We start from the raw sequence: 18,251 nt of genomic DNA on the forward strand, positions 1-18,251 counted from the left end.
GACACCATGGCCGTCGTCGAAGCTCCCCAGGCCACCGCCGCGCCCGAACCCCTGCCGGGCCGCCAGCGCGACTGGCTGCCGGCCGCCATGATCGTCGGCTTCATCGCACTGGCGCTGCCGCTGATCGGCAGCGTGCCGACCTGGATCACGCTGACCGTGGCCGCGCTGGCCATGGGCATGATGCTGTTCATCATGGCCAGCGGGCTCACGCTGGTGTTCGGCCTCATGGACGTGATGAACCTGGGCCATGCCGCCTTCGTGGCCGTGGGCGCCTACACGGCCACGCTGCTGGTGGGGCCGCTCAAGGGTCTGCTGGCGTCGCCTTCGGTGGGCGCGAGCCTCGTCGCCATCGTGGCCGTGATCGCGGCCGCCATGGCCGTCACTGCCGCGCTGGGCTGGGTCTACGAGCGGCTGTTCATCAAGCCGGCCTATGGCGACCACCTGAAGCAGATCCTCGTGACCATCGGCTCCATGATCATCGTCGAGCAGCTGGTGCTGGTGCTGTTCGGCGTGAACCAGATGCTGCTGCCGCTGCCCGAGGCCGTGCGCGGCTCCGTCGTCATCGGCGAGGTGGGCATCGAGCGCTACCGGCTGGTGGCGGTCGGCGTGGGCGCCGTGGTGTTCGTGGCGCTCACGCTGCTGCTCGGCCGCACGCGCATCGGCCTGTTGATCCGCGCCGGCGTGGAGAACCGCGCCATGGTCGAGGCGCTGGGCTACCGCGTGCGCGGCATCTTCGTCGGCGTGTTCGTGGCCGGCTCGGCGCTGGCCGGCCTGGGCGGCGTGATGTGGGCCTTCTACCGCGAGCAGTTCACGGTGGCCATCGGCGCCGAGGTGCTGGTGCAGATGCTGATCATCGTGGTGATCGGCGGGCTGGGCTCGGTCGCTGGCTGCTTCGCTGGCGCCATGCTGATCGCGCTGGCCACCAACTACGTGGGCTTCCTGCTGCCGGACCTGGCGCTGGTCTCCAACATCCTCGTGATGACCGGCGTGCTGCTGTGGCGCCCGCAGGGTCTGTACCCCGTGAATCAACACTGACCATGCTCACACACCTGTTGTCCGGCGACTTCCCACGCAGCCGCGTGCTGTCGGGCGTGCTGCTGCTGATCCTGCTGTACCTGGCGAGCGCGCCCTTCCTGTTCCCCGGTGCGCGGGCGCTCAACGTTGCGGCCACCATCTGTGTGTTCGTGGTGCTGGTGGCCTCGTTCGACCTGCTGCTGGGCTACTGCGGCGTGGTCTCGTTCGCGCACGCCATGTTCTACGGCATCGGCGCCTACGGCGTGGCCATCGCCATGCACAGCCTCGGGCCGACCTGGGGCGCGATGGCGCTGGGCACGCTGGCATCGGTCGCAGTGGCGGTGCTGCTGTCCTTCCTGATCGCGCTGATCTCGCTGCGCGTGCGCGCGATCTTCTACACCATGATGACGCTGGCCTTTGGCGCGGCCTTCGGTGCGCTGGTGCTGCGCCTGTCGGACCTGACCGGCGGCGACGACGGCCGCAGCTTCCGCCTGCCCGAGGTGCTGATGCCGGCGTTCCGGCCGTTCGAGGACGATGTGTTCGGCGTCACGGTCAACGGCAAGGTGTTCGTCTACTACCTGGTGTTCGCGGTCTCGGTGCTGCTGTTCCTGCTGATGCTGCGCGTGGTCAATTCGCGCTTCGGCCGCGTGCTGGAGGCCATCCGCGAGAACGACTTCCGCGCCGAGGCGATCGGCTACCGCACGCTGCACTACCGCATCGTCATCAACTGCCTGGCGGCCGCCATCGCGGCCTGCGCCGGCGTGCTGATGGCGCTGTGGCTGCGCTACGTGGGGCCGCAGACCACGGTGGGCTTCAACGTCATGCTCAACATCCTGCTCATGGCCGTGATCGGCGGCCTGGGCACGGTCTACGGCGCGGTGGTCGGCGTCACGCTGTACGTGGTGGCCGAGAACTACCTGCAGAGCCTGCTGGGCGGCGTGAGCGCGGGCGCCAAAGGCTTGCTGCTGCTGCCCGAGCTGTTCCATCCGGACCGGTGGATGCTGTGGCTGGGGGTGGTGTTCGTGCTGGCGGTGTATTTCTTTCCGACGGGGATCGTGGGGCGGCTGCGGGGCTTGCGCGCGCGCTCTGCGTAGTCACTCATGTTGGATGCCAGGGAAAGGGCGGCTTCCGGAACTTGCGGCACGGAAAATGAAAAGTTCGTCGCTCTGCGGGTGTCTGGTGTGCGCCTATGGCAGAAGTCCGAGCTTGCGGACGAGCTACCAGAAAACTGACATCGCGATCGCTAGCGCATGGGCGCGCGCTTGCGCTGCATGGCAACCCTTGATTCGCTTCATACAAGAACCTGAGCGTATGTCAGAACGTGCACTGCGAAAGACGTACGAAGCCGCCGCTGTTGGGCGCTGACGAACCACCGGTCAAGCGGCCGCACGCGCTCGAATGTCTTGCAGGAGATTCACCAGCGCCGACACCTCGTCAGAGGGAAGATAGGTGATCTGCTCGATCACCGCCATCGGGTTGGAGATGCCGCAGGTCCAGAAGGCATTCCAGATGGCGTCGACTTGGCTGCGGAGTTCGCCGGTGAGCATGCGGGGTTCTAGCTTTCGAAAGTGGGTTCAGGTGGTGATGACGACGGGCACGGCCGCCTGCGCTGCCACCTGTTGGGCGACGGGGGTGTAGAGGTCCACGTCGGACTCTGGCGTGCGGATGGAGACGACGAGGCTGTAGCGGGCGGGCAGGTCGTAGCGCTCCTGCGCTGGGCGCGTGCGCCACCAGCCTTTGGCAGGGTACACAGCGATGAAGCCACGGTTGGCCAGTTCGGCGGCGACGCCGCACCAGATATCTTGGTGCAGCGATCCCCGGTGGCGTTGCCTGTCGCCCAGAAGCCAGTTCGGGTCGCGTGGGTCGATGGGGTCGCCGTCGTCTTCCCGCTCGGCCGCCGCGTTGATGCGCGCGACGAAGTCGTCGGTGGTCGCGTCGAGCGGGCGCTGCACATCAAAACGCAGCCGATGTGAGGGGTAGTGGAATTTCGACGACGTGCCGCGGGCCGATGGGTTGGGCTCGATGAAGTACGACAGGGTGACGCACAGCTCGACCTGGGTGTCTGGCGGCAGGGCCAGCAGTTGCTCCTTCGGCCAAGGTAGGGCGTGCAGGTTCATGTCGCGGCTGACGACGCCTTTGCCGGTGACCTTCTGGAAAGGGCGCACCATGTCCTCGACGACCAGCGTCAGGGAGTTGCCTGCGCTCCAGAGCGCACGCTCCAGACTGGGCACGCCCCCAACCGCAGTGACGGATCAAGTTCACATGGTCGGCTTTGCTGGCGTGGCCGTGCGCGGGCAGGTAGCCCGCCTTCATGGCGGTGGTCCATTCGGCTGAGTGGACGATCAGCGCCCGGATCGTCTCGGGCCGCAACCTTGGATAGGCCGCCATCAGTTGCGCCGCCATGCGGGCGCCGAGTGCTGACGCAGCGCTGGTCGCATTGGTGGTCGTGAACAGGCGCTCCAGCGGGAGGTTGTGCATTGTGAGAAGGTGCAGGCTGGTGACGCCGATGGCGCCGCGCGCATCCTTGCCGGCGTTGCCGCCTTCGAAGACCACGTCGGGCTTCAAGGGCCACGCCGAATGCCAGCCGTTCGACGTGCGCGTGTACGGGCTGAGGCCGCCACGCGGCGCCACGGGCACGAGGCCTTGTGCATCAGGCTCGGTGATGGTGACCTTGTCTGTGCAGGCGCCGACTGTCAGTGCATTCCAGGCCTGGCCAGGATCGCGAATGCCGCGTGAACCCAGGCTGGCCGGGTAGGTGTTCCAGGACTGCGCGTCTTCGGTATTGCCGGCGCACAACACGAAGAGGCGAGGAAACTCGCCGTTGCCGTCGTAGTCACTGGCAAGTCGATCCACGGTCGCCGACCAGGCCGAAGGACGGCCTCGGTCTCGGTCATCGTCGGAGGTGACCGCCGACGTGAACACCCGTGGTCGATGGGGGGCAGTGGTCTCGGGCTGCGAGACCGCATCCGCAAACAGATAGCCGTGGTGCCGCGCATCGCCGGGATTTGCACCCTGCTCTGGCGTGAGCTTCACGGACTCCAGGCGGTGCGCCACCGCCAGCGGGCCGTCCGCGGCCAGCGCTGCAGACAGATCGCCCAGCGCCACGAGCCCGGCAAGGCCGGTTCCGTGGTTGGCAGTGTCGTCAACGCCCCAGGTTGGATTCACGGTGTACAGGTCTGCGCTGGCGATGAATGGGGACAGCAGCGGGTGACCTCGGTTGACACCCGAGTCCAGCAGGCACACCCGGGGCGTCGCGTCGTCGTCGGTCGCCACGGTCAAGCGGGCGAGGGCTTCGCCCACCCACTCCTGCTGCTCGGGCGGCGTCATGCCGTCGAAGAAGTGGGCGGTTTCCTTGGCCCGGCGCAGCTCTGCCACGCAATTGAGCGTCATGACCGAGGTTGAGAACTGCTGTTCCGAGCCGAACATCAGCACGATGGTGCGCTCGGGAAAACTGATGTGGTGCTCGCTGACATGGCATTGGGCCAGCGCCGCCAGCTTTCGGAAGTCGGCGAGCACCGCCTGGCGGTCACCGCGTACGGGCAGCCAGACCTCCCACCAGATGGATTCAGCCGTGTCCAGCGGCAGCAGGGCTGGATCGTCGGTCCACAGTGCGCGGACCTCGGCGCGACGGATTGCCGAGATCGTGTTCAACAGCGCATGGTGATCGAGTGCATGACCCTTGACGTTCTTGCGCTCGGCAAGGTAGTCCTCGACATATTTCTCGAAGTGCGCCAGCTTGCCGTCTGGAACGAAGACATTGGCAGAGGTCGTGCCGCCGTCGACACGCACGCTCAGCACCTCGATTTTCTTCTGGGCGTCCTTGCCAAGCTCGTAGCCCAGGCTCTCGAAGGCCAGCGCCGCGTCGGGTTGCCCTACAAACTGAACTTGCAGGCCAAGCCCGCTTTCCAGCCCCTGCGCTTGTTGAACTGCGACGACCTGCTGAGCGAGGGGGCGCAGCGCGAGCAGCTGGGCCTTGAGTGCGTTGCCGTGTTGAGCGCGGTCGAGGACCGGAACAGCGCTCGACCCTCCTCCAGACGACGGCGCTGTGAACGCCTGCGCGGTCGATGTGTTCGCGAGAACGAGGTGTGGGTGTCTATCGGGTGGTTGATCCGGCATGGACTGACGGGTGCTTCGAGTTGTGTGTCAGCCTTGCACTGATCAGGCGGCGTTCCCCCAAGGCTCGCCCCAGCTCCGCTGGTTGCACTTTCGTCTGGTCATGCAGGATCGCGTCTTTGATGGACGCATCGACTGCGCGACATATTTCAGCGTGGCTCAGTCCTTCGGCCCGCCCATGCAGCGCTTCCTTTCGGAAGGGCTTGGGCACGAAGTGGCCCAGACGCGACCGAATAAGTTCTACCGCCTGGACTGGCGATGGCAGGTGGTACTCCACCACATCGTCAAATCGGCGAAAGAGCGCATAGTCCAGAATTTCGGCGTGATTGGTTGCGGCGACGATCAAACTGTTCGACGTGTCCTGCTCGATCATTTGCAGGAAGCTGTTCAAGACCCGGCGGATCTCGCCTACATCATTCGCCATCCCGCGCTGCGTACCGATGGCGTCGAACTCATCGAAAAAGTAGACGCCACGGATGTCCGTGATGGCGTCGAAGACCTGCCGGAGCTTGGCCGCGGTCTCGCCCATGAATTTGGTGATGAGCGAATCCAGGCGGACCAGGAACAGAGGAATACCCAGCTCTCCCGCCAAGGCCGCGGCGGTCAGGGTCTTGCCGGTTCCAGGCGGCCCAACAAGCAGCAGCTTGCGGCGAGGCGCCAGCCCGTGCTCTTTGATTCGGGCAAGCTGGCGCTGTTCCCTGATCACACGATGGAGCTGGGTAGCAGCTACTTCGTCCAGCACCATGTCCCCCAGGCGGTTGGCCGGATGCGACACCATCAACAGGCTGGCCAATTCGCCCTGTGGCTTGGCGGCGCTGCCGATAGCGACCAGCTTTCCCGATGCATCCTGGCCGACACGTGCCTTGGCCGCATCGATCATGTCGCGCAGTTCCTGGGCCAGCTTGCCGTGCCCCAGCTTCGCCTCGTGCGCGGCCACCTGCATGGCGACCGACAAGAACTGCCCATCATCGCGACTGATGTGCGACTTGACGAGCGCCTTGAGTTGGTCTGAACTGGCCAAGGGAAGGGACGGTGTGTGGTGCGGGGAGGTAAGAGGCTATTGTGCCCGTTGAATGCGACTCCACCCCCCGGGCACGGCCCTCAGCCGTGCTGCCTATGGGGCCGCCGTCAAGCTGCCATCGAACAACTCAACCGCCCCGCGGCCGTCGCACCGCACGCACCTTCCCACTGGACCCTCCACCGCAGTAGAACAACTCCGCGCCGTCCCATTCCAGCCCGCTCACATGCAGGCCGGCGGGCATGCGCAGGCGCTCGCGCACGGCGCCGCTGGCCGGGTCGAGGCGGCGCAGTTCGCTCTCGTCGTGTTCCCAGGTGCCGTGCCAGAGTTCGCCCTCGACCCAGGTCACGCCGGTCACGAAGCGGTCGGACGCGATGGTGCGCAGCACGGCGCCCGTGGCCGGATCGACCTGGTGGATGGCGCGGTCGCTGTACTGGCCGACCCAGAGATGGCCCTCGGCCCAGGTCAGGCCCGAGTCCTTGCCGGCGCCGGGCGCGGGGATGGCGTGCAGCACCTCTCCCGTGGCCGGGTCGAGCTTCTCGATGCGCGCGCCGGCGATCTGCCAGAGATGTTTGCCGTCCCAGGCGGTGCCGGCGTCGCAGGCGCGGTCCAGTTGGCGCGTGGGCTCGCCGCTGGCGGGGTCGACCGCGATCAGCGCGCCGTCGGTTGCGACCCAGACCTGGCGGCCGTCGTGCGAGACGCCGTGCACGCGTGGCGCGGCGGGGAAGGGGCCGTACTCGCGCACGACTTCGGCGCTGCGGACGGGGGCTGGGGTGGCGGTGGACATGGGGCTTTTCCTGTGGGGCGGCGAAGGGCGCCGGGTGAAGCCATTGTTAGCCCGGGGGCAGCGCGGTGGGGAGTAACAAGACCGTCGTGAATCCGGCCAGCGGCGGCGCCAGCCAGCGCCGCGCGCGGGCCTGGCCGATGGCGCGCACGCGGCCCTGCGCCGCGAGTTCCACCAGCGCGCGCTGCACCGTGCGCTGGCTCGCGTCCAGCGCCAGGCCCAGGGCCGAGGTGGACCAGGCCGCGCCGTCCGACAGCAGCGCGAGCAGGGCGGCCTGCTCGCCCGCGATCGGCGGTGCGAGCACGGCGACGGCGCGCCCCGCGGCCGGCCGCAGCGCATAGCCGGTGGCCGTGGCCTCGACCAGCGCGTGGCCCCGCAGCAGCGCGCGCAGCCGGCCCAGCTCCACGCGCAGGCGGGCGCGGTGCGTCTCGTCGGGCTGCCGGATGCGGAAGGCCGTGGCGATCAGCGCCGCGCGCTCGGCCGCACCGGGCCAGGCCTGGGCCAGCGCGTGCGCGAGCGTGAACAGCACGGGCCGGCGCGCCAGAGCGATCCAGTGCGGGCCGCATTGCAGGCCACGGCGGCAGCCATCGGCCACCAGCGCGCCCGAGGCGAGCAGGGAGGCCACCGCATCGAGTGCCAGCGGCGCGTCGCGGCCCTGGTCCACGCGCCGGGCGGCCGGCTGTTCCAGCGCGGTCCGGGCCGCCTGCACCTCGGCCTGCAGGGCCGGCACGCCGGCCTGCGCGGCGGCGGCCTGGGCGCGCGCCAGCGCGGCGCGCGCCGGGCCGGTGCGCAGCGCGCGCAGGTCGAGTTCGGCCGCGCAGAGTTCGGCCACGGCGCGCAGCCGGGCCGGCATGGCGGGTGCGGGTTGCAAGGGCGCGAGTGCCTGCGCCGCCTCGGCCAGCCGGCCCAGCAGCAGCGCACGCCGCACCGCGACGAGCCGGGCCAGCAGCGCATTGGCCAGGTCGCCCTGGGCCTGCAGCGTGGCGAGGGCGGCCAGCAGCGGGCGCGTGGAACCGCCCAGGTCGCGCACGGCCAGCGCGATCTCGGCCTCGGCCACCACGCAGCGCGCCCGCGCCACCGCGGCGCGCGGGCCGAAGCCGCGTGCCGCGCGGCGCAGCAGTTCGCGCGCGCGCCCGTGCTCGCCGAGCTGGGCCATGGCGATGCCGCGCAGGGCCAGCGCGGTCGGGTCGTCGTGCAGCGCGACGAGGCGCAGCGCGCCCAGCGCGTCGCCGATGGCGAGCGCGCGGGCGGCGGCGGTGGCGAGGGCCTGCATGCGCGCATTGTGGGCGCGCCGGCCCGTGCAGGCCGTGGCGCTAGATCGACAGCCGCGCCATGCGCGGCAGCGTGCGCTCGCCCGATTTCTGCAGGTGCCGGCGCATGCGCTTCTCGGCCAGGGCCTGGTCGCCGGCCAGGATGGCCTCGGTTATGCCGCGGTACTCGGCCACCATGGCGCGCAGGTCGGCGGCCGTGAGTGCATGGTAGAACTGGGCGCGGAACAGGTGGGCGCGCGATTGCGGCAGCACGCGGTCCAGCTCCTGGTTGCCGGCGATGTCGAACATCACCTTGTAGTAATTGGCGCGCGCATCGAGCACGCGGTCCAGGGCTTCGGGCGTGTCGGCGGTGACGAGCTTGTGCGCCGCCGCCGCGAAGCGGCGCGCATTGTCGCCAGCGCCGATGCGGGCCGCGGCCAGCCGCGCCGCCAGGCCCGAGAGCACCTCCAGCACGCCGAGCAGGTTGGCCGCGTCCTCGTGCGTGAGCGAACGGATCACGGCGCCGCGGTGCGGCGTGAGTTCGACCACGCCGCTGGCGGCCAGGATGCGCAGGGCCTCGCGCACCGTGCTGCGGCTGACCTGCAGCTCACGCGTGAGGTCCGCTTCCACGAGGCGCTGCCCCACGGCGAAGCGGCGCATCAGGATGCCCTTGCTGATCGCATCGGCCACGCGGTCGGGCGTGCTGCGCGGGTGGCGCTCGGCTGCTGCGCCTGTGCGCGAGGCGGCGCGTGCCGCGCTCGGGGATGGGGTTGTGCTCACAGGTCGGCCTCGGTCTGCGCGATGGGTGCGTTGCGCCACAAGCGTGCGGTGCATCGCTGCAGTTCGCACCATACGCCGTCGGGCCTGGATTGTCCGGCAATATCGGCGGACATGGCCCCCTGTGTCGGCAGGCTCGACGCCGCCACCGGCCGGGCTGCTACCGCGCAGATGCCGCCGGGCCGTCGATGGCCTCGACCAACTCCAGCTGGGCGCGCACGACGCCGCGCCGCAGCATGCCCAGTTCGCGCGCGGCGGCCGTCGAGACGTCGCCGATGCGGTCGGCGCTCCAGGCGCCGCGGTCGTTGACGCGCACCACCACGCTGTGCCGGTTGAGCAGGTTGGTCACGCGCACCAGCGTGCCGAAAGGCAGGGTCTCGTGCGCCATGGTCATCTTCTCGGGATCGAAGCGTTCGCCGCTGGCCGTCGGGCGGCCGGCGAGCCGGCGCGCGTAGTAGGTCAGGCGCCCCTCCAGTGCATGCACGGTTCCGGCCACCAGGCCCTCGGCCGCAGCCGGCTGAGCCCGGGCAGGCGCGGTGCAGGCCAGCAGCAGCGCGGCGCAACAGCAGCCCAGGCGGGCGATGCGGACGATGGGCAGGGACTTCATGGCGCCCGCATTGTCGCGCAGGCCGCAGCGCCTGGGCGCAAGCCGCCCGCTCGGGCGCCGCATACGCTCGCGAACAAGGCTTCTTGCCTGCCGGCTTGCACGCCGGACAAACCCTGATGATTGTCAGACAATCCAGCCCTACCATCCACGGCCATTGCAGGTGCCAACCGCGCCTGTTTCAACACGCGGCACACCAGCCGCCCCGAAAGGACGATGTGTACGAGTTCTCGCCCAGGGTCCAGGATCTGCAGCAGCGCCTCGCCGCCTTCATGGAGGCGCACATCTACCCCAACGAGCAGCGCTACTACCGCGAGGCCGAGGAGCTCGGCCCCTGGAAGGTCGCGCCGGTGCTGGACGAACTCAAGCCGCTGGCGCGGGCGGCAGGCCTGTGGAACCTGTTCCTGCCAGCCTCCGAGCACGGGGCCGGCCTGTCGAACTTCGACTACGCGCCGCTGTGCGAGATCATGGGCCGCTCGCACCTGGCGCCCGAGGTCTTCAACTGCTCGGCGCCCGACACCGGCAACATGGAGGTGCTGGCACGCTATGCCACACCCGAGCACCAGGAGCGCTGGTTGAAGCCGCTGCTGGCCGGCGAGATCCGCTCGTGCTTCGCGATGACCGAGCCGGCCGTGGCCTCCAGCGACGCGACCAACATCGAAAGCTCCATCGTGCGCGATGGCGACCACTACGTGGTCAACGGCCACAAGTGGTACACGACCAACGCGACCGACCCGCGCTGCCGCATCTGCATCTTCATGGGCAAGTCCGATCCCGACAACGCCGACCGCCACCGGCAACAGTCCATGGTGCTGGTGCCCATGGACACGCCGGGTGTCAAGGTGCTGCGCTCCATCCCGGTGTTCGGCTTCTACGGCGTGCCCGATCGGGCTTCCGAGGTCGTCTTCGAGAACGTGCGTGTGCCGGTGTCCCACATGCTGCTGGGCGAGGGCCGCGGCTTCGAGATCGCGCAGGGCCGGCTCGGCCCGGGCCGCATCCACCACTGCATGCGGCTGATCGGCCTGGCGGAACGCATGCTCGAACGCATGTGCAAGCGCAGCCTCACGCGCACGGCCTTCGGCAAGACGCTGGCCCAGCAGGGCGTGACGCTGGAGCGCATCGCGCAGTCGCGCATCCTGATCGACCAGGCACGGCTGCTCACGCTCAACGCCGCGCACCGCATGGACACCGTGGGCAACAAGGCGGCCAAGGCCGAGATCGCGATGATCAAGGTGGCGGCGCCGCAGATGGCCTGCCAGGTCATCGACTGGGTGATCCAGGCACATGGCGGCGGCGGCACCAACAACGATCTGGGCATCGCCGCGGCCTACGCCACGGCCCGGCTGCTGCGCCTGGCCGACGGCCCGGACGAAGTCCATTGCGCGCAGATCGGCAAACTCGAACTGGCAAAGTACCGCTGAGGCGCCCGCCGCGCACACCAGCAACAGGAGACAAGGCATGCAGATCGATTTCCAGGGCACCGGCCTGCAGGCCGTCCGCCGCCCGCCCGGCGCCGACTGGCAGCGCATGATGTGGATCAACGCCGACCGCGTGCTCTACCTGGGCCTGCTCGGCGAGCCCACGGTGCGCTGCTTCGGTGGCTTCTCGGTCTATCTGTCGCTGCGCGGCACGCACCGCATCTGCGTGGACGGCGGCGACTGGCAGGACAGCGCGGTCTCCGTGGTGCCGCCCTACGTGCGCCACCGCATCGTCTCGGGCGAACGCATGATCTGCAACCTGCTGGTCGAGGCCGAGACGGTGGACCTGGCGGCGCTGCCGCCGCACCTGCGGGTGGGCCGCGGCGCCGTGGACGCTCCGGCGGCGCTGCAGCGCATGCGCGAGGCGCTGGACATCCTGGGCCGTGCCGACAACCGCCGCTATGCCAGCACGGCGGCGTTCGACGAAGCCTTCTTCGGCGCGCCGCTGCGCACGCGGGCGCTGGATGCGCGGGTGCTGGCCGTGCTGGACCGCATCAAGTCCGACCCGAATGGCCATGTCTCTGCGCAGGAGTGCGCCGCCGCCGCGCACCTGTCGGTCTCGCGCTTCCTGCATCTGTTCAAGGCCGAGACCGGCTCGCCGTTCCGCAGCTTTCGCACCTGGCAACGCGCGCGCAGCCTTCTGTACTACGTGACGCAGAGTAGCAACCTGACCGACATCGCGCTGGACGCGGGCTACCCGGATTCCACGCACTTCAGCCACTCGATCCGCCAGGTCTACGGGCTCACGCCCAAGTCCATCTTCGCGGGCAGCCGCAAGCTGGCGCTGTACGCCAGCGGCGCCGGTGTGCCGCGCTTCAGCTACCACTAGCATGCAGATCGATCTCGACTACACAGGCCGCCATGTCGTCGTGTTCGGCGGCACCACGGGCATCAACTTCGGCATGGCCCAGGCCTTTGCGCGCCAGGGTGCGAAGCTCACCGTGGCCAGCCGCAAGCAGGACAACGTGGACGCCGCCGTGGCCAGCCTGCGCGAGGCTGGCGGCGAGGTGCATGGCGTGGTGGCCGACGTGCGCGACTTCGAGGCCGTGGGCGCGGCCTTTGCGCAGTCGGTGGCGCGCTTCGGGCCGGTGGACGTGCTGGTCTCGGGCGCGGCCGGCAACTTCCTGTGCGCGGCCGAGGCCATGTCGTCCAACGGCTTCAAGGTCGTGGTGGACATCGACCTGGTCGGCAGCTTCCACGTGCTGCGCCAGGCCCACGCGCACCTGCGCAAGCCCGGCGCCTCGGTGATCCAGATCACGGCGCCGCAGTCCTTCGTGCCGATGCGCTACCAGGCCCATGCGAGCGCCGCCAAGGCCGGCGTGGACCAGCTCACGCGCACGCTGGCGCTGGAGTGGGGCGGCGAGGGCATCCGCGTCAACTCCATCTCGCCGGGTCCCATCGATGGGACCGAGGGCTTCCGCAAGCTCATGGCGCCGACCGCCGAAGACCGCGCCTTCGCGCAGGAGCAGGTGCCGCTGCAGCGCTTCGGCAGCCTGGACGACATCGCCAACCTGGCGCTGTTCCTGGGCTCGCCGTATGCGGGCTACATCTCGGGCGCGCTGATCCCCTGCGATGGCGGCGGCGCGCTGGAGAGCGTCAAGCCGGCGCTGGAGGCTGCGGGCCGCCGCGCTCTGGGCTGAGCGGCCAGTCTCACCAGGCCATCGCGTCTGCGTCCCGCGATCACGGGATGCGCAATCACGGGATGGTCGCGCGCGCGCCGTCTCCCGATACTCCAGCGCGTCCCCATGCGGCGCAGGGTGCGCCGGCACGGGAATTCCCTTGCTGGAGGCTGGCGATGGTCAGAAGCTGTGTGCGCGCCGCTGCGGTGGCCTGGGCGGTGTGTTGCGGGCTGCTGCTCGGCGGTCCGTGGTCTGCGGCGCAGGCCGCGCCCATCGTGTTCGAGAAGGCCACGGACAACGGCACGGGCGCGGCTGCGGGCCGTTTCACGGCTGCGTTGAATCCCGGCAGCGGCGCCAGCCAGGCCTTGCTGCAGTTGTTCACCGCGGCGGACCCGGGGGCCCGGATCACAGGCCTGTATGTGCAGGACGGCACGGGCGCCGTCGCACGCGACAGCATCTCTGGCGGTCCGCTGGTGCGGCTGTCCGAGACCCAGGTCCACGAGGTGGTGCTGGCCAGTCCCGGCGCCAACAAGATCGCCGTGATCAAGGCCTTGTCGGACGCTCTGGCCATCCCGCTCGGCGCGGCGAAGAACCTGGTGGACAACGCGCCCAGCGTGGTCCGCACGGGCAGCACGTCCGCGGGCCACGCGCAGCTCCAGCAGGCCCTGGAAAGCGTCGGCGCACAGGTGAGGCTGAACAGCTACCCCGACCCCTCGGTCCCCGCCGGCGCGAACCTGGGCGTGACCATGCCGGGCGCAGCCCCCACGGGCTACGACGTGGTGCTGGCCAGCGTCGGCGCCAGCAAGCTCAACGTCATCAAGGTGGTCCGTGACCTGACCAACCTCGGCTTGACGCAGGCCAAGAAGCTCGTGGACGAGGCGCCATCCGTGCTGCTGGCCAACGCGGGCCGCGACGCGGCGGCCGCGATGCAGCAGGCCCTGCAGGAGGTCGGCGCCACGGTGGTGCTGGAGCCAGTCGGCGGGACGCCGGGGCAGGGCGTCGCGCTGCCGGCCGGCAGCGCCGGCATCGCGCCCGACTTCGCCTTCGGCTTCGCGTACGACGATCCCGATGTCCGGCCCACGCTGCAGTTGGCGCTGAACCTGGACGGCGTGTTGGCCGACCTGCTGCAGGCCTGGCAGGACGGACGCTTCCTGCTGGGCCTGCGCGTCATCGATGGCAACGGCGTCTCCGATCTCTACCTGGCTGCCAGCGACGCACCGCCGGCCGAGGTGCCCGAGCCGCCCACGGCGGCATTGCTTGGGCTGGCGCTGCTGGGCTTGCTGCACCGCCGGGCGCACGCCGGGGCCGCGGGCGCGCTGCCGGCCACGGTGGCCTGAGCGCCCGCTACGGCCGCTACGGGCGCTCGGCCAGGAACGCCGCCACGAGTGCGTTCGCATGCCCATGGCCCAGGCCATGCTCGGCTTTCAGCCAGGCGACGTACTCCATGTGCTTGCGCGGCTCCGCCGTGCGCAGCAGTGCCATCCAGTGGCTGATGGGCTGCCCGTACTTGCTCTCGATCGACGGGAAGTAGGAGGCGGGGCCTTTGCTCGTGCCTGACGTGGCCATGGCGTGATTCCTTCTGTTGTGGCGTGGTGGGGGCGGAACGCGCGGTTCGGCGCATCCCGCTCCCACGACGTGCGACGCCGCAGCATATCGACATGCGCGAACGGTCCGGCCCGCGGCGGGCCGCTCCCGCCTTGGCGTGACAGCGCGGTCGCGCCGCTGGCACCGTACCGCCTCGGCGGGATGTGCGGCGCACCCCCCGCTGCCTACAGTGCGGACGCCCGGTAGCACGGGCCCACGCGGCACGGCGGCTCGCCGAGGTGCCCATGCGTTCTGAACCGGAGCCGTTTCCCCATGCACCTGTTGACGATGTTGTTCACGCCCGCGCAGCGCCGGCGCGCGACCCTGGTCCTGGGCGCCGCCGTGCTGGCCCTGTCCGCCTGCGGTGGCGGTGACGACACCGCGCCAGCGGGCGACCCGGGCACCACGCCGCCCGTGGTCACGCCGCCGGTGACCCCGCCCGCGACACCGCCGGCACCGACCATCGCACAGCAGCCGCAGCCGGCCACCGTCACGGCGGGTGCGCCGGCCAGCTTCAGCGTGGCGGCCAGCTGCAGCAGCGGCACCCTGAGCACGCAATGGCAGCGCAACAACGGCGCGGCCGGCGACTTCGCCGCCATCGCCGGCGCCACCGCGACCGGCTACAGCCTGAACACCGCACTGGCCGACAGCGGGGCCCAGTTCCGCGCCGTGCTGTCCTGCGGCGGCGACAGCACGACCAGCGACGTGGCCGCGCTCACCGTCGAGGCCGCGCCACCGCTGGCAGGGCCGCTGCTGGCGCCGCTGGCCGTCAACGGATTGCGCGACCAGGCCGACATCGGCATGTCGCGCGGCATCGTGCGTGAACCCTCGGGCAGCTTCGCCTTCGTCTCGGGCAACACCGTGCGCCGCCTGGCGGCCGACCTGTCGTCCATCACGCTGATCGCCGGCGAGAGCGACAGCGCCGCACCGCGTTCGACCACGGACGGCACCGGCACCGCCGCGCGCTTCAACCACCCGATGGGCATCGCCGTGGACAGCGACGGCAACCTCTACGTGACCGAGGAGCTTGGCAACACGGTCCGCCGGATCACGCCCGCGGGCGTGGTGACGACGCTCGCCGGCGCGGCCGGTGTGGCTGGGATGGCCGATGGCGCGGGCAGCGCCGCGCGCTTCTCTGCCCCGGTGGGCATCGCCCTGGGCGCCGATGGCGACCTCTACGTGGCGGACAGCGGCAACGCCCGCATCCGGCGCGTCAGCCTGGCTGGCGCCGTCTCCACCTATGCCGGTAACGGCAACTTCAGCTGGCTCGACGGACCGGCCGCCAGCGCGCAGTTCGCCGTGCCGACCGGCGTCGCCGCCGCGGCCGACGGCACCGTGTACGTGAGCGAGTTCGGCCGTGTGCGCCGCATCGCGCGCAGCGGCGCCGGTGCGGGCCAGGTCGACACGTTCGCCGGCAAGGGCCCCGTGCAGGGCGACGACAATGCCGACGGCACCGGCCTGGCAGCTGGCCTGCCGACGACAGGGTTCCTGGCCCTGAGCGGCAACACGCTGTACCTGCGCGATGGTATCGGCCTGCTGCGCGCCATCGACACCGGCACGGCCGTCGTCACCACGGTGGCCGGCTCCCGGCCCACGGCGGCCGAGTACAACGGCCCGTCCTCCTCCTACCCTGGCCTGGTCGACGGCCCGCCCGGCCAGTCGCGGCTGGACCGGTTCCGCGGCGGCGTGGCCGTGGTGGGCGATGGCAGCTTCATCCTGACCGACAACACCGCCGGCGCGGTGCGCCGGGTCGACGCCAGCGGCCTCGTCACCACCATCGCCACGGCCAGTGCCTACGCCGTGGCACCCCAGGCACGCGGCGGCACCGGCGTGCTGGCGCAGATGACGCTGCGCAGTTCCGTGTTCGGCGCCGCGCCCATGGCCGCCGCGCCCGACGGCAGCCTGGTCCTGAGCCAGGCCAACAGCGTGCTGCGGCGCATCGCGCCCGATGGCAGCGTGACCAGCATCGTCGGCCTGCCGGGTAACCGCTGGAACGTCGACGGGACTGGCAGCGCGGCGCTGCTCAATGCCGGCATCGCAACGACCATCGACGCCGCGGGCAACATCTTCTTCTTCGACGCCTTCAATATCCGCCGCATCGACGCCGGTAACACCACGACGCCGCTGGCCGGTGCGGCTTACGACTCCATTCCGAGCCAGAGCGCGCCGCCTCCGGAGCGCGGTGCGGCCGACGGCAGCGGCGCAGCGGCACGCTTCGGCGCGGTCGCGGCGCTGGTGAGCGGTGCGGGCGGCGAGCTGTTCGCCGCCGACCCGGAGAACCGGGCCATCCGGCGCATCGACGCCGCTGGCAACGTGAGCACCTATGCGGGTGCGTTGGGGCAGTCCGGCACCGCCGACGGCCCGGCCGCGAGCGCGCGCTTCAGCGGACCGGAGGGTCTGGCGCGCACGCCCGACGGCGCGCTGTGGGTGCTCGACGGCAGCCGCGGCAACGGCGCCGCGACGCTGCGCCGCATCGCGCCGGACGGAACCGTCAGCAGCTTCGCCAGTCTGGCCCTGCGCATCGCCGTCGATCCGGCCGGCACGCTCTACGCGATCACCAACCTGGGCGACCTGGCCCGCGTGGACCCGGCCACCGGCGCGTTCACGACGCTGATCCCGCGTGGCCAAGGTGTCACGCTGGGCAGCAGCCCGACGTTGGGCGGCACCGGCACGCTGGTGGCGACCGGCATCAAGCGCCTGGTGCTGGTCTCGGACAACCAGCTGCTGCAGGCCACGCTGCCCTGAGAAGCTGTGAACGAACCGCTCACGCCCACGCGAGGCCCCCCAATGACGAACTTCTCACGTTGCGACCGCTGCTCCCAGGGCCTCGCCCTTTGGGCCGGGGCGCGCCAAGCCACATGCGGGCGTTGCAGTCCTTGCCCGGGCACGAGCCCGGGCGGCGGACTGCGCCTACGCCTGTGGCCCGGCGCACCCCGTCGTGGACGCGATCGGTTCATTCACAGCTTCTGAGCTGAACCTAGCGGCTGGCGCGCCGCGGTTTCGGGTGGTGCTCCACGGCCGCGGCTTCGCCCAGCCATTCCGCCTCCCAGCGCCCGCTGGCGATCAGCGTGCGCGCCGCGTCGCCGAGCGCCTGCGCGACCACCGTCGCGGCCGCGTCGAGCGGCCGGTCGGCGGCGGTTGCGAGGCTGTAGCTGCGCTGCAGTTCGGGCTGCACCACGCGCGCGACCAGCCAGGGCGTGCTGCGGCGGCCGGCGTCGGGCAGGGCACAGGCGGGCGTGAACGTGAAGCCGGCGCCGCTCGCGTAGAGCGAGCGGATCACGCGCGCGGAATCGTGCTCGTGCGCGATGTTGAGCACCACGTCCTGGCTGGCGGCGGCATCCTCCACGCGCTGGCGGATCGAGAAGCGGCGCGACTGCAGCACCAGCGGCTGGGCCGCGGCGTCGGCGAAGGCGATGCGCGGATGGCTGCCGCGCTGCGCGGCGCGCTGCAGCAGCGGGGCCACGCTGCCGTCGGCGTCGTGGCCGCAGAAGTACATGGCCTCGCGCGCGAACGGGCGGCAGCGCAGGCCGTCGACCTGGGTCGTGTCGACCAGGAGGCCGATGTCGGCGCGCCGGTCGAGCATGGCCTTCCGCACCATCAGACTCAGGTCGTCGAGCACGAACACGCGGATGCGCGGGTGCGCGGCCTTGAGTCCGGCCAACACCGGCCCCATCAGCAGCGAGGCCAGCAGGAAAGGCAGGGCCACGGTGACCGAGCCCTCGGGGCCCTGCGGCAGGCTGCGCACGCGCTCGCGCACAGCCGCCGCATCCGACAGCAGCCGGCGCGCGTCCTGGTAGAGCTGCAGCCCGGCCGGCGTGGGCGTCATGCCCGCGTGCGAGCGCTCGAACAGCTGGGCGCCGAGATCGGCCTCGAGCTTGCGGATCTGGGCCGTCAGCGCGGGCTGGGCCACGAACAGCGTGCCGGCCGCACGCGACAGGCTGCCCGCCTCCAGCACGGCGATGAAGTAGCGCAGGGTTCGCAGTTCCACGGGGGCCGACTGTAAGCCCCCA

At 70.6% G+C, this 18,251-nt stretch carries 17 protein-coding genes; 7 read left to right on the forward strand and 10 right to left on the reverse strand.

Annotation, left to right across the window (positions count from 1 at the left end):
- The first annotated feature begins 6 nt into the window (after nt 1-6).
- Both ACSQ4M_RS16715 and ACSQ4M_RS16720 read left to right on the forward strand, forming a co-directional pair.
- Complete coding sequence (locus tag ACSQ4M_RS16715; RefSeq protein WP_436190559.1) at nt 7-1,035, forward strand: branched-chain amino acid ABC transporter permease; 1,029 nt, start codon at nt 7-9, stop codon at nt 1,033-1,035.
- A gap of 2 nt (nt 1,036-1,037) precedes the next feature.
- A complete protein-coding gene (locus tag ACSQ4M_RS16720; RefSeq protein ID WP_436190560.1) occupies nt 1,038-2,108 on the forward strand; it encodes a branched-chain amino acid ABC transporter permease in 1,071 nt (356 codons plus the stop codon).
- Between the two features lie 282 nt (nt 2,109-2,390).
- On the opposite strand, the gene ACSQ4M_RS16725 is transcribed toward ACSQ4M_RS16720, so the two are convergent.
- From ACSQ4M_RS16725 to ACSQ4M_RS16760, 8 genes are all read right to left on the reverse strand, one after another.
- Nucleotides 2,391-2,561 (reverse strand): hypothetical protein, encoded by a 171-nt coding sequence (locus tag ACSQ4M_RS16725; protein WP_436190561.1) that lies wholly within the window; start codon nt 2,559-2,561, stop codon nt 2,391-2,393.
- A 27-nt stretch (nt 2,562-2,588) separates the two neighbouring features.
- Nucleotides 2,589-2,966, reverse strand: a complete 378-nt coding sequence (locus ACSQ4M_RS16730; protein ID WP_436190562.1) for a hypothetical protein — start codon at nt 2,964-2,966, stop codon at nt 2,589-2,591.
- A 1-nt stretch (nt 2,967) separates the two neighbouring features.
- Nucleotides 2,968-5,130, reverse strand: a complete 2,163-nt coding sequence (locus tag ACSQ4M_RS16735; protein ID WP_436190563.1) for a S8 family peptidase — start codon at nt 5,128-5,130, stop codon at nt 2,968-2,970.
- Nucleotides 5,108-6,148 (reverse strand): AAA family ATPase, encoded by a 1,041-nt coding sequence (locus ACSQ4M_RS16740; protein ID WP_436190564.1) that lies wholly within the window; start codon nt 6,146-6,148, stop codon nt 5,108-5,110. The genes ACSQ4M_RS16735 and ACSQ4M_RS16740 overlap by 23 nt, the downstream gene beginning before the upstream one ends.
- A gap of 127 nt (nt 6,149-6,275) precedes the next feature.
- Nucleotides 6,276-6,932 (reverse strand): Vgb family protein, encoded by a 657-nt coding sequence (locus ACSQ4M_RS16745; RefSeq protein WP_436190565.1) that lies wholly within the window; start codon nt 6,930-6,932, stop codon nt 6,276-6,278.
- Nucleotides 6,933-6,978: 46 nt separating this feature from the next.
- A complete protein-coding gene (locus ACSQ4M_RS16750) occupies nt 6,979-8,202 on the reverse strand; it encodes a helix-turn-helix domain-containing protein (RefSeq protein WP_436190566.1) in 1,224 nt (407 codons plus the stop codon).
- Nucleotides 8,203-8,242: 40 nt separating this feature from the next.
- Entirely contained in the window at nt 8,243-8,959 is a 717-nt protein-coding gene (locus tag ACSQ4M_RS16755) for a GntR family transcriptional regulator (RefSeq protein WP_436190567.1), read from the reverse strand.
- Nucleotides 8,960-9,116: 157 nt separating this feature from the next.
- Entirely contained in the window at nt 9,117-9,563 is a 447-nt protein-coding gene (locus tag ACSQ4M_RS16760) for a septal ring lytic transglycosylase RlpA family protein (protein WP_436190568.1), read from the reverse strand.
- 215 nt (nt 9,564-9,778) lie between these two features.
- On the opposite strand from ACSQ4M_RS16760, the gene ACSQ4M_RS16765 reads away from it, so the two are divergent.
- The 4 genes from ACSQ4M_RS16765 (at nt 9,779) to ACSQ4M_RS16780 (ending at nt 13,994) form a co-directional block, all read left to right on the forward strand.
- The gene (locus ACSQ4M_RS16765; RefSeq protein WP_436190569.1) at nt 9,779-10,981 is read left to right on the forward strand and encodes an acyl-CoA dehydrogenase family protein; all 1,203 of its coding nucleotides are present in this window, start codon (nt 9,779-9,781) and stop codon (nt 10,979-10,981) included.
- A gap of 37 nt (nt 10,982-11,018) precedes the next feature.
- The gene (locus ACSQ4M_RS16770) at nt 11,019-11,867 is read left to right on the forward strand and encodes a helix-turn-helix domain-containing protein (protein ID WP_436190570.1); all 849 of its coding nucleotides are present in this window, start codon (nt 11,019-11,021) and stop codon (nt 11,865-11,867) included.
- A gap of 1 nt (nt 11,868) precedes the next feature.
- The gene (locus ACSQ4M_RS16775) at nt 11,869-12,678 is read left to right on the forward strand and encodes an SDR family oxidoreductase (protein WP_436190571.1); all 810 of its coding nucleotides are present in this window, start codon (nt 11,869-11,871) and stop codon (nt 12,676-12,678) included.
- 155 nt (nt 12,679-12,833) lie between these two features.
- Complete coding sequence (locus ACSQ4M_RS16780; protein WP_436190572.1) at nt 12,834-13,994, forward strand: ribosomal protein L7/L12; 1,161 nt, start codon at nt 12,834-12,836, stop codon at nt 13,992-13,994.
- 16 nt (nt 13,995-14,010) lie between these two features.
- Here the strand turns inward: ACSQ4M_RS16780 and ACSQ4M_RS16785 are convergent, their stop codons facing one another.
- The gene (locus ACSQ4M_RS16785; protein ID WP_436190573.1) at nt 14,011-14,223 is read right to left on the reverse strand and encodes a DUF4287 domain-containing protein; all 213 of its coding nucleotides are present in this window, start codon (nt 14,221-14,223) and stop codon (nt 14,011-14,013) included.
- Nucleotides 14,224-14,514: 291 nt separating this feature from the next.
- Between ACSQ4M_RS16785 and ACSQ4M_RS16790 the strand changes: the two genes are divergently transcribed.
- Nucleotides 14,515-16,986 (forward strand): hypothetical protein, encoded by a 2,472-nt coding sequence (locus ACSQ4M_RS16790; protein ID WP_436190574.1) that lies wholly within the window; start codon nt 14,515-14,517, stop codon nt 16,984-16,986.
- A 232-nt stretch (nt 16,987-17,218) separates the two neighbouring features.
- On the opposite strand, the gene ACSQ4M_RS16795 is transcribed toward ACSQ4M_RS16790, so the two are convergent.
- Nucleotides 17,219-18,229, reverse strand: a complete 1,011-nt coding sequence (locus ACSQ4M_RS16795; RefSeq protein ID WP_436190575.1) for a LysR family transcriptional regulator — start codon at nt 18,227-18,229, stop codon at nt 17,219-17,221.
- Between the last annotated feature and the right edge of the window lie 22 nt (nt 18,230-18,251).

This window comes from Pseudorhodoferax sp. LjRoot39, assembly GCF_964253035.1.
Lineage (GTDB): Bacteria > Pseudomonadota > Gammaproteobacteria > Burkholderiales > Burkholderiaceae_C > Pseudorhodoferax.

What these genes read in the sequence shown, in the direction of transcription:
- ACSQ4M_RS16775 (WP_436190571.1), top strand. Translation starts at nt 11,869, where the DNA reads ATGCAGATCGATCTCGACTACACAGGCCGCCATGTCGTCGTGTTCGGC.
- ACSQ4M_RS16720 (WP_436190560.1), top strand. Translation starts at nt 1,038, where the DNA reads ATGCTCACACACCTGTTGTCCGGCGACTTCCCACGCAGCCGCGTGCTG.
- ACSQ4M_RS16760 (WP_436190568.1), bottom strand. Translation starts at nt 9,563, where the DNA reads ATGAAGTCCCTGCCCATCGTCCGCATCGCCCGCCTGGGCTGCTGTTGC.
- ACSQ4M_RS16770 (WP_436190570.1), top strand. Translation starts at nt 11,019, where the DNA reads ATGCAGATCGATTTCCAGGGCACCGGCCTGCAGGCCGTCCGCCGCCCG.
- ACSQ4M_RS16735 (WP_436190563.1), bottom strand. Translation starts at nt 5,130, where the DNA reads ATGCCGGATCAACCACCCGATAGACACCCACACCTCGTTCTCGCGAAC.
- ACSQ4M_RS16750 (WP_436190566.1), bottom strand. Translation starts at nt 8,202, where the DNA reads ATGCAGGCCCTCGCCACCGCCGCCGCCCGCGCGCTCGCCATCGGCGAC.
- ACSQ4M_RS16725 (WP_436190561.1), bottom strand. Translation starts at nt 2,561, where the DNA reads ATGCTCACCGGCGAACTCCGCAGCCAAGTCGACGCCATCTGGAATGCC.
- ACSQ4M_RS16715 (WP_436190559.1), top strand. Translation starts at nt 7, where the DNA reads ATGGCCGTCGTCGAAGCTCCCCAGGCCACCGCCGCGCCCGAACCCCTG.
- ACSQ4M_RS16785 (WP_436190573.1), bottom strand. Translation starts at nt 14,223, where the DNA reads ATGGCCACGTCAGGCACGAGCAAAGGCCCCGCCTCCTACTTCCCGTCG.
- ACSQ4M_RS16790 (WP_436190574.1), top strand. Translation starts at nt 14,515, where the DNA reads ATGCACCTGTTGACGATGTTGTTCACGCCCGCGCAGCGCCGGCGCGCG.
- ACSQ4M_RS16780 (WP_436190572.1), top strand. Translation starts at nt 12,834, where the DNA reads ATGGTCAGAAGCTGTGTGCGCGCCGCTGCGGTGGCCTGGGCGGTGTGT.
- ACSQ4M_RS16745 (WP_436190565.1), bottom strand. Translation starts at nt 6,932, where the DNA reads ATGTCCACCGCCACCCCAGCCCCCGTCCGCAGCGCCGAAGTCGTGCGC.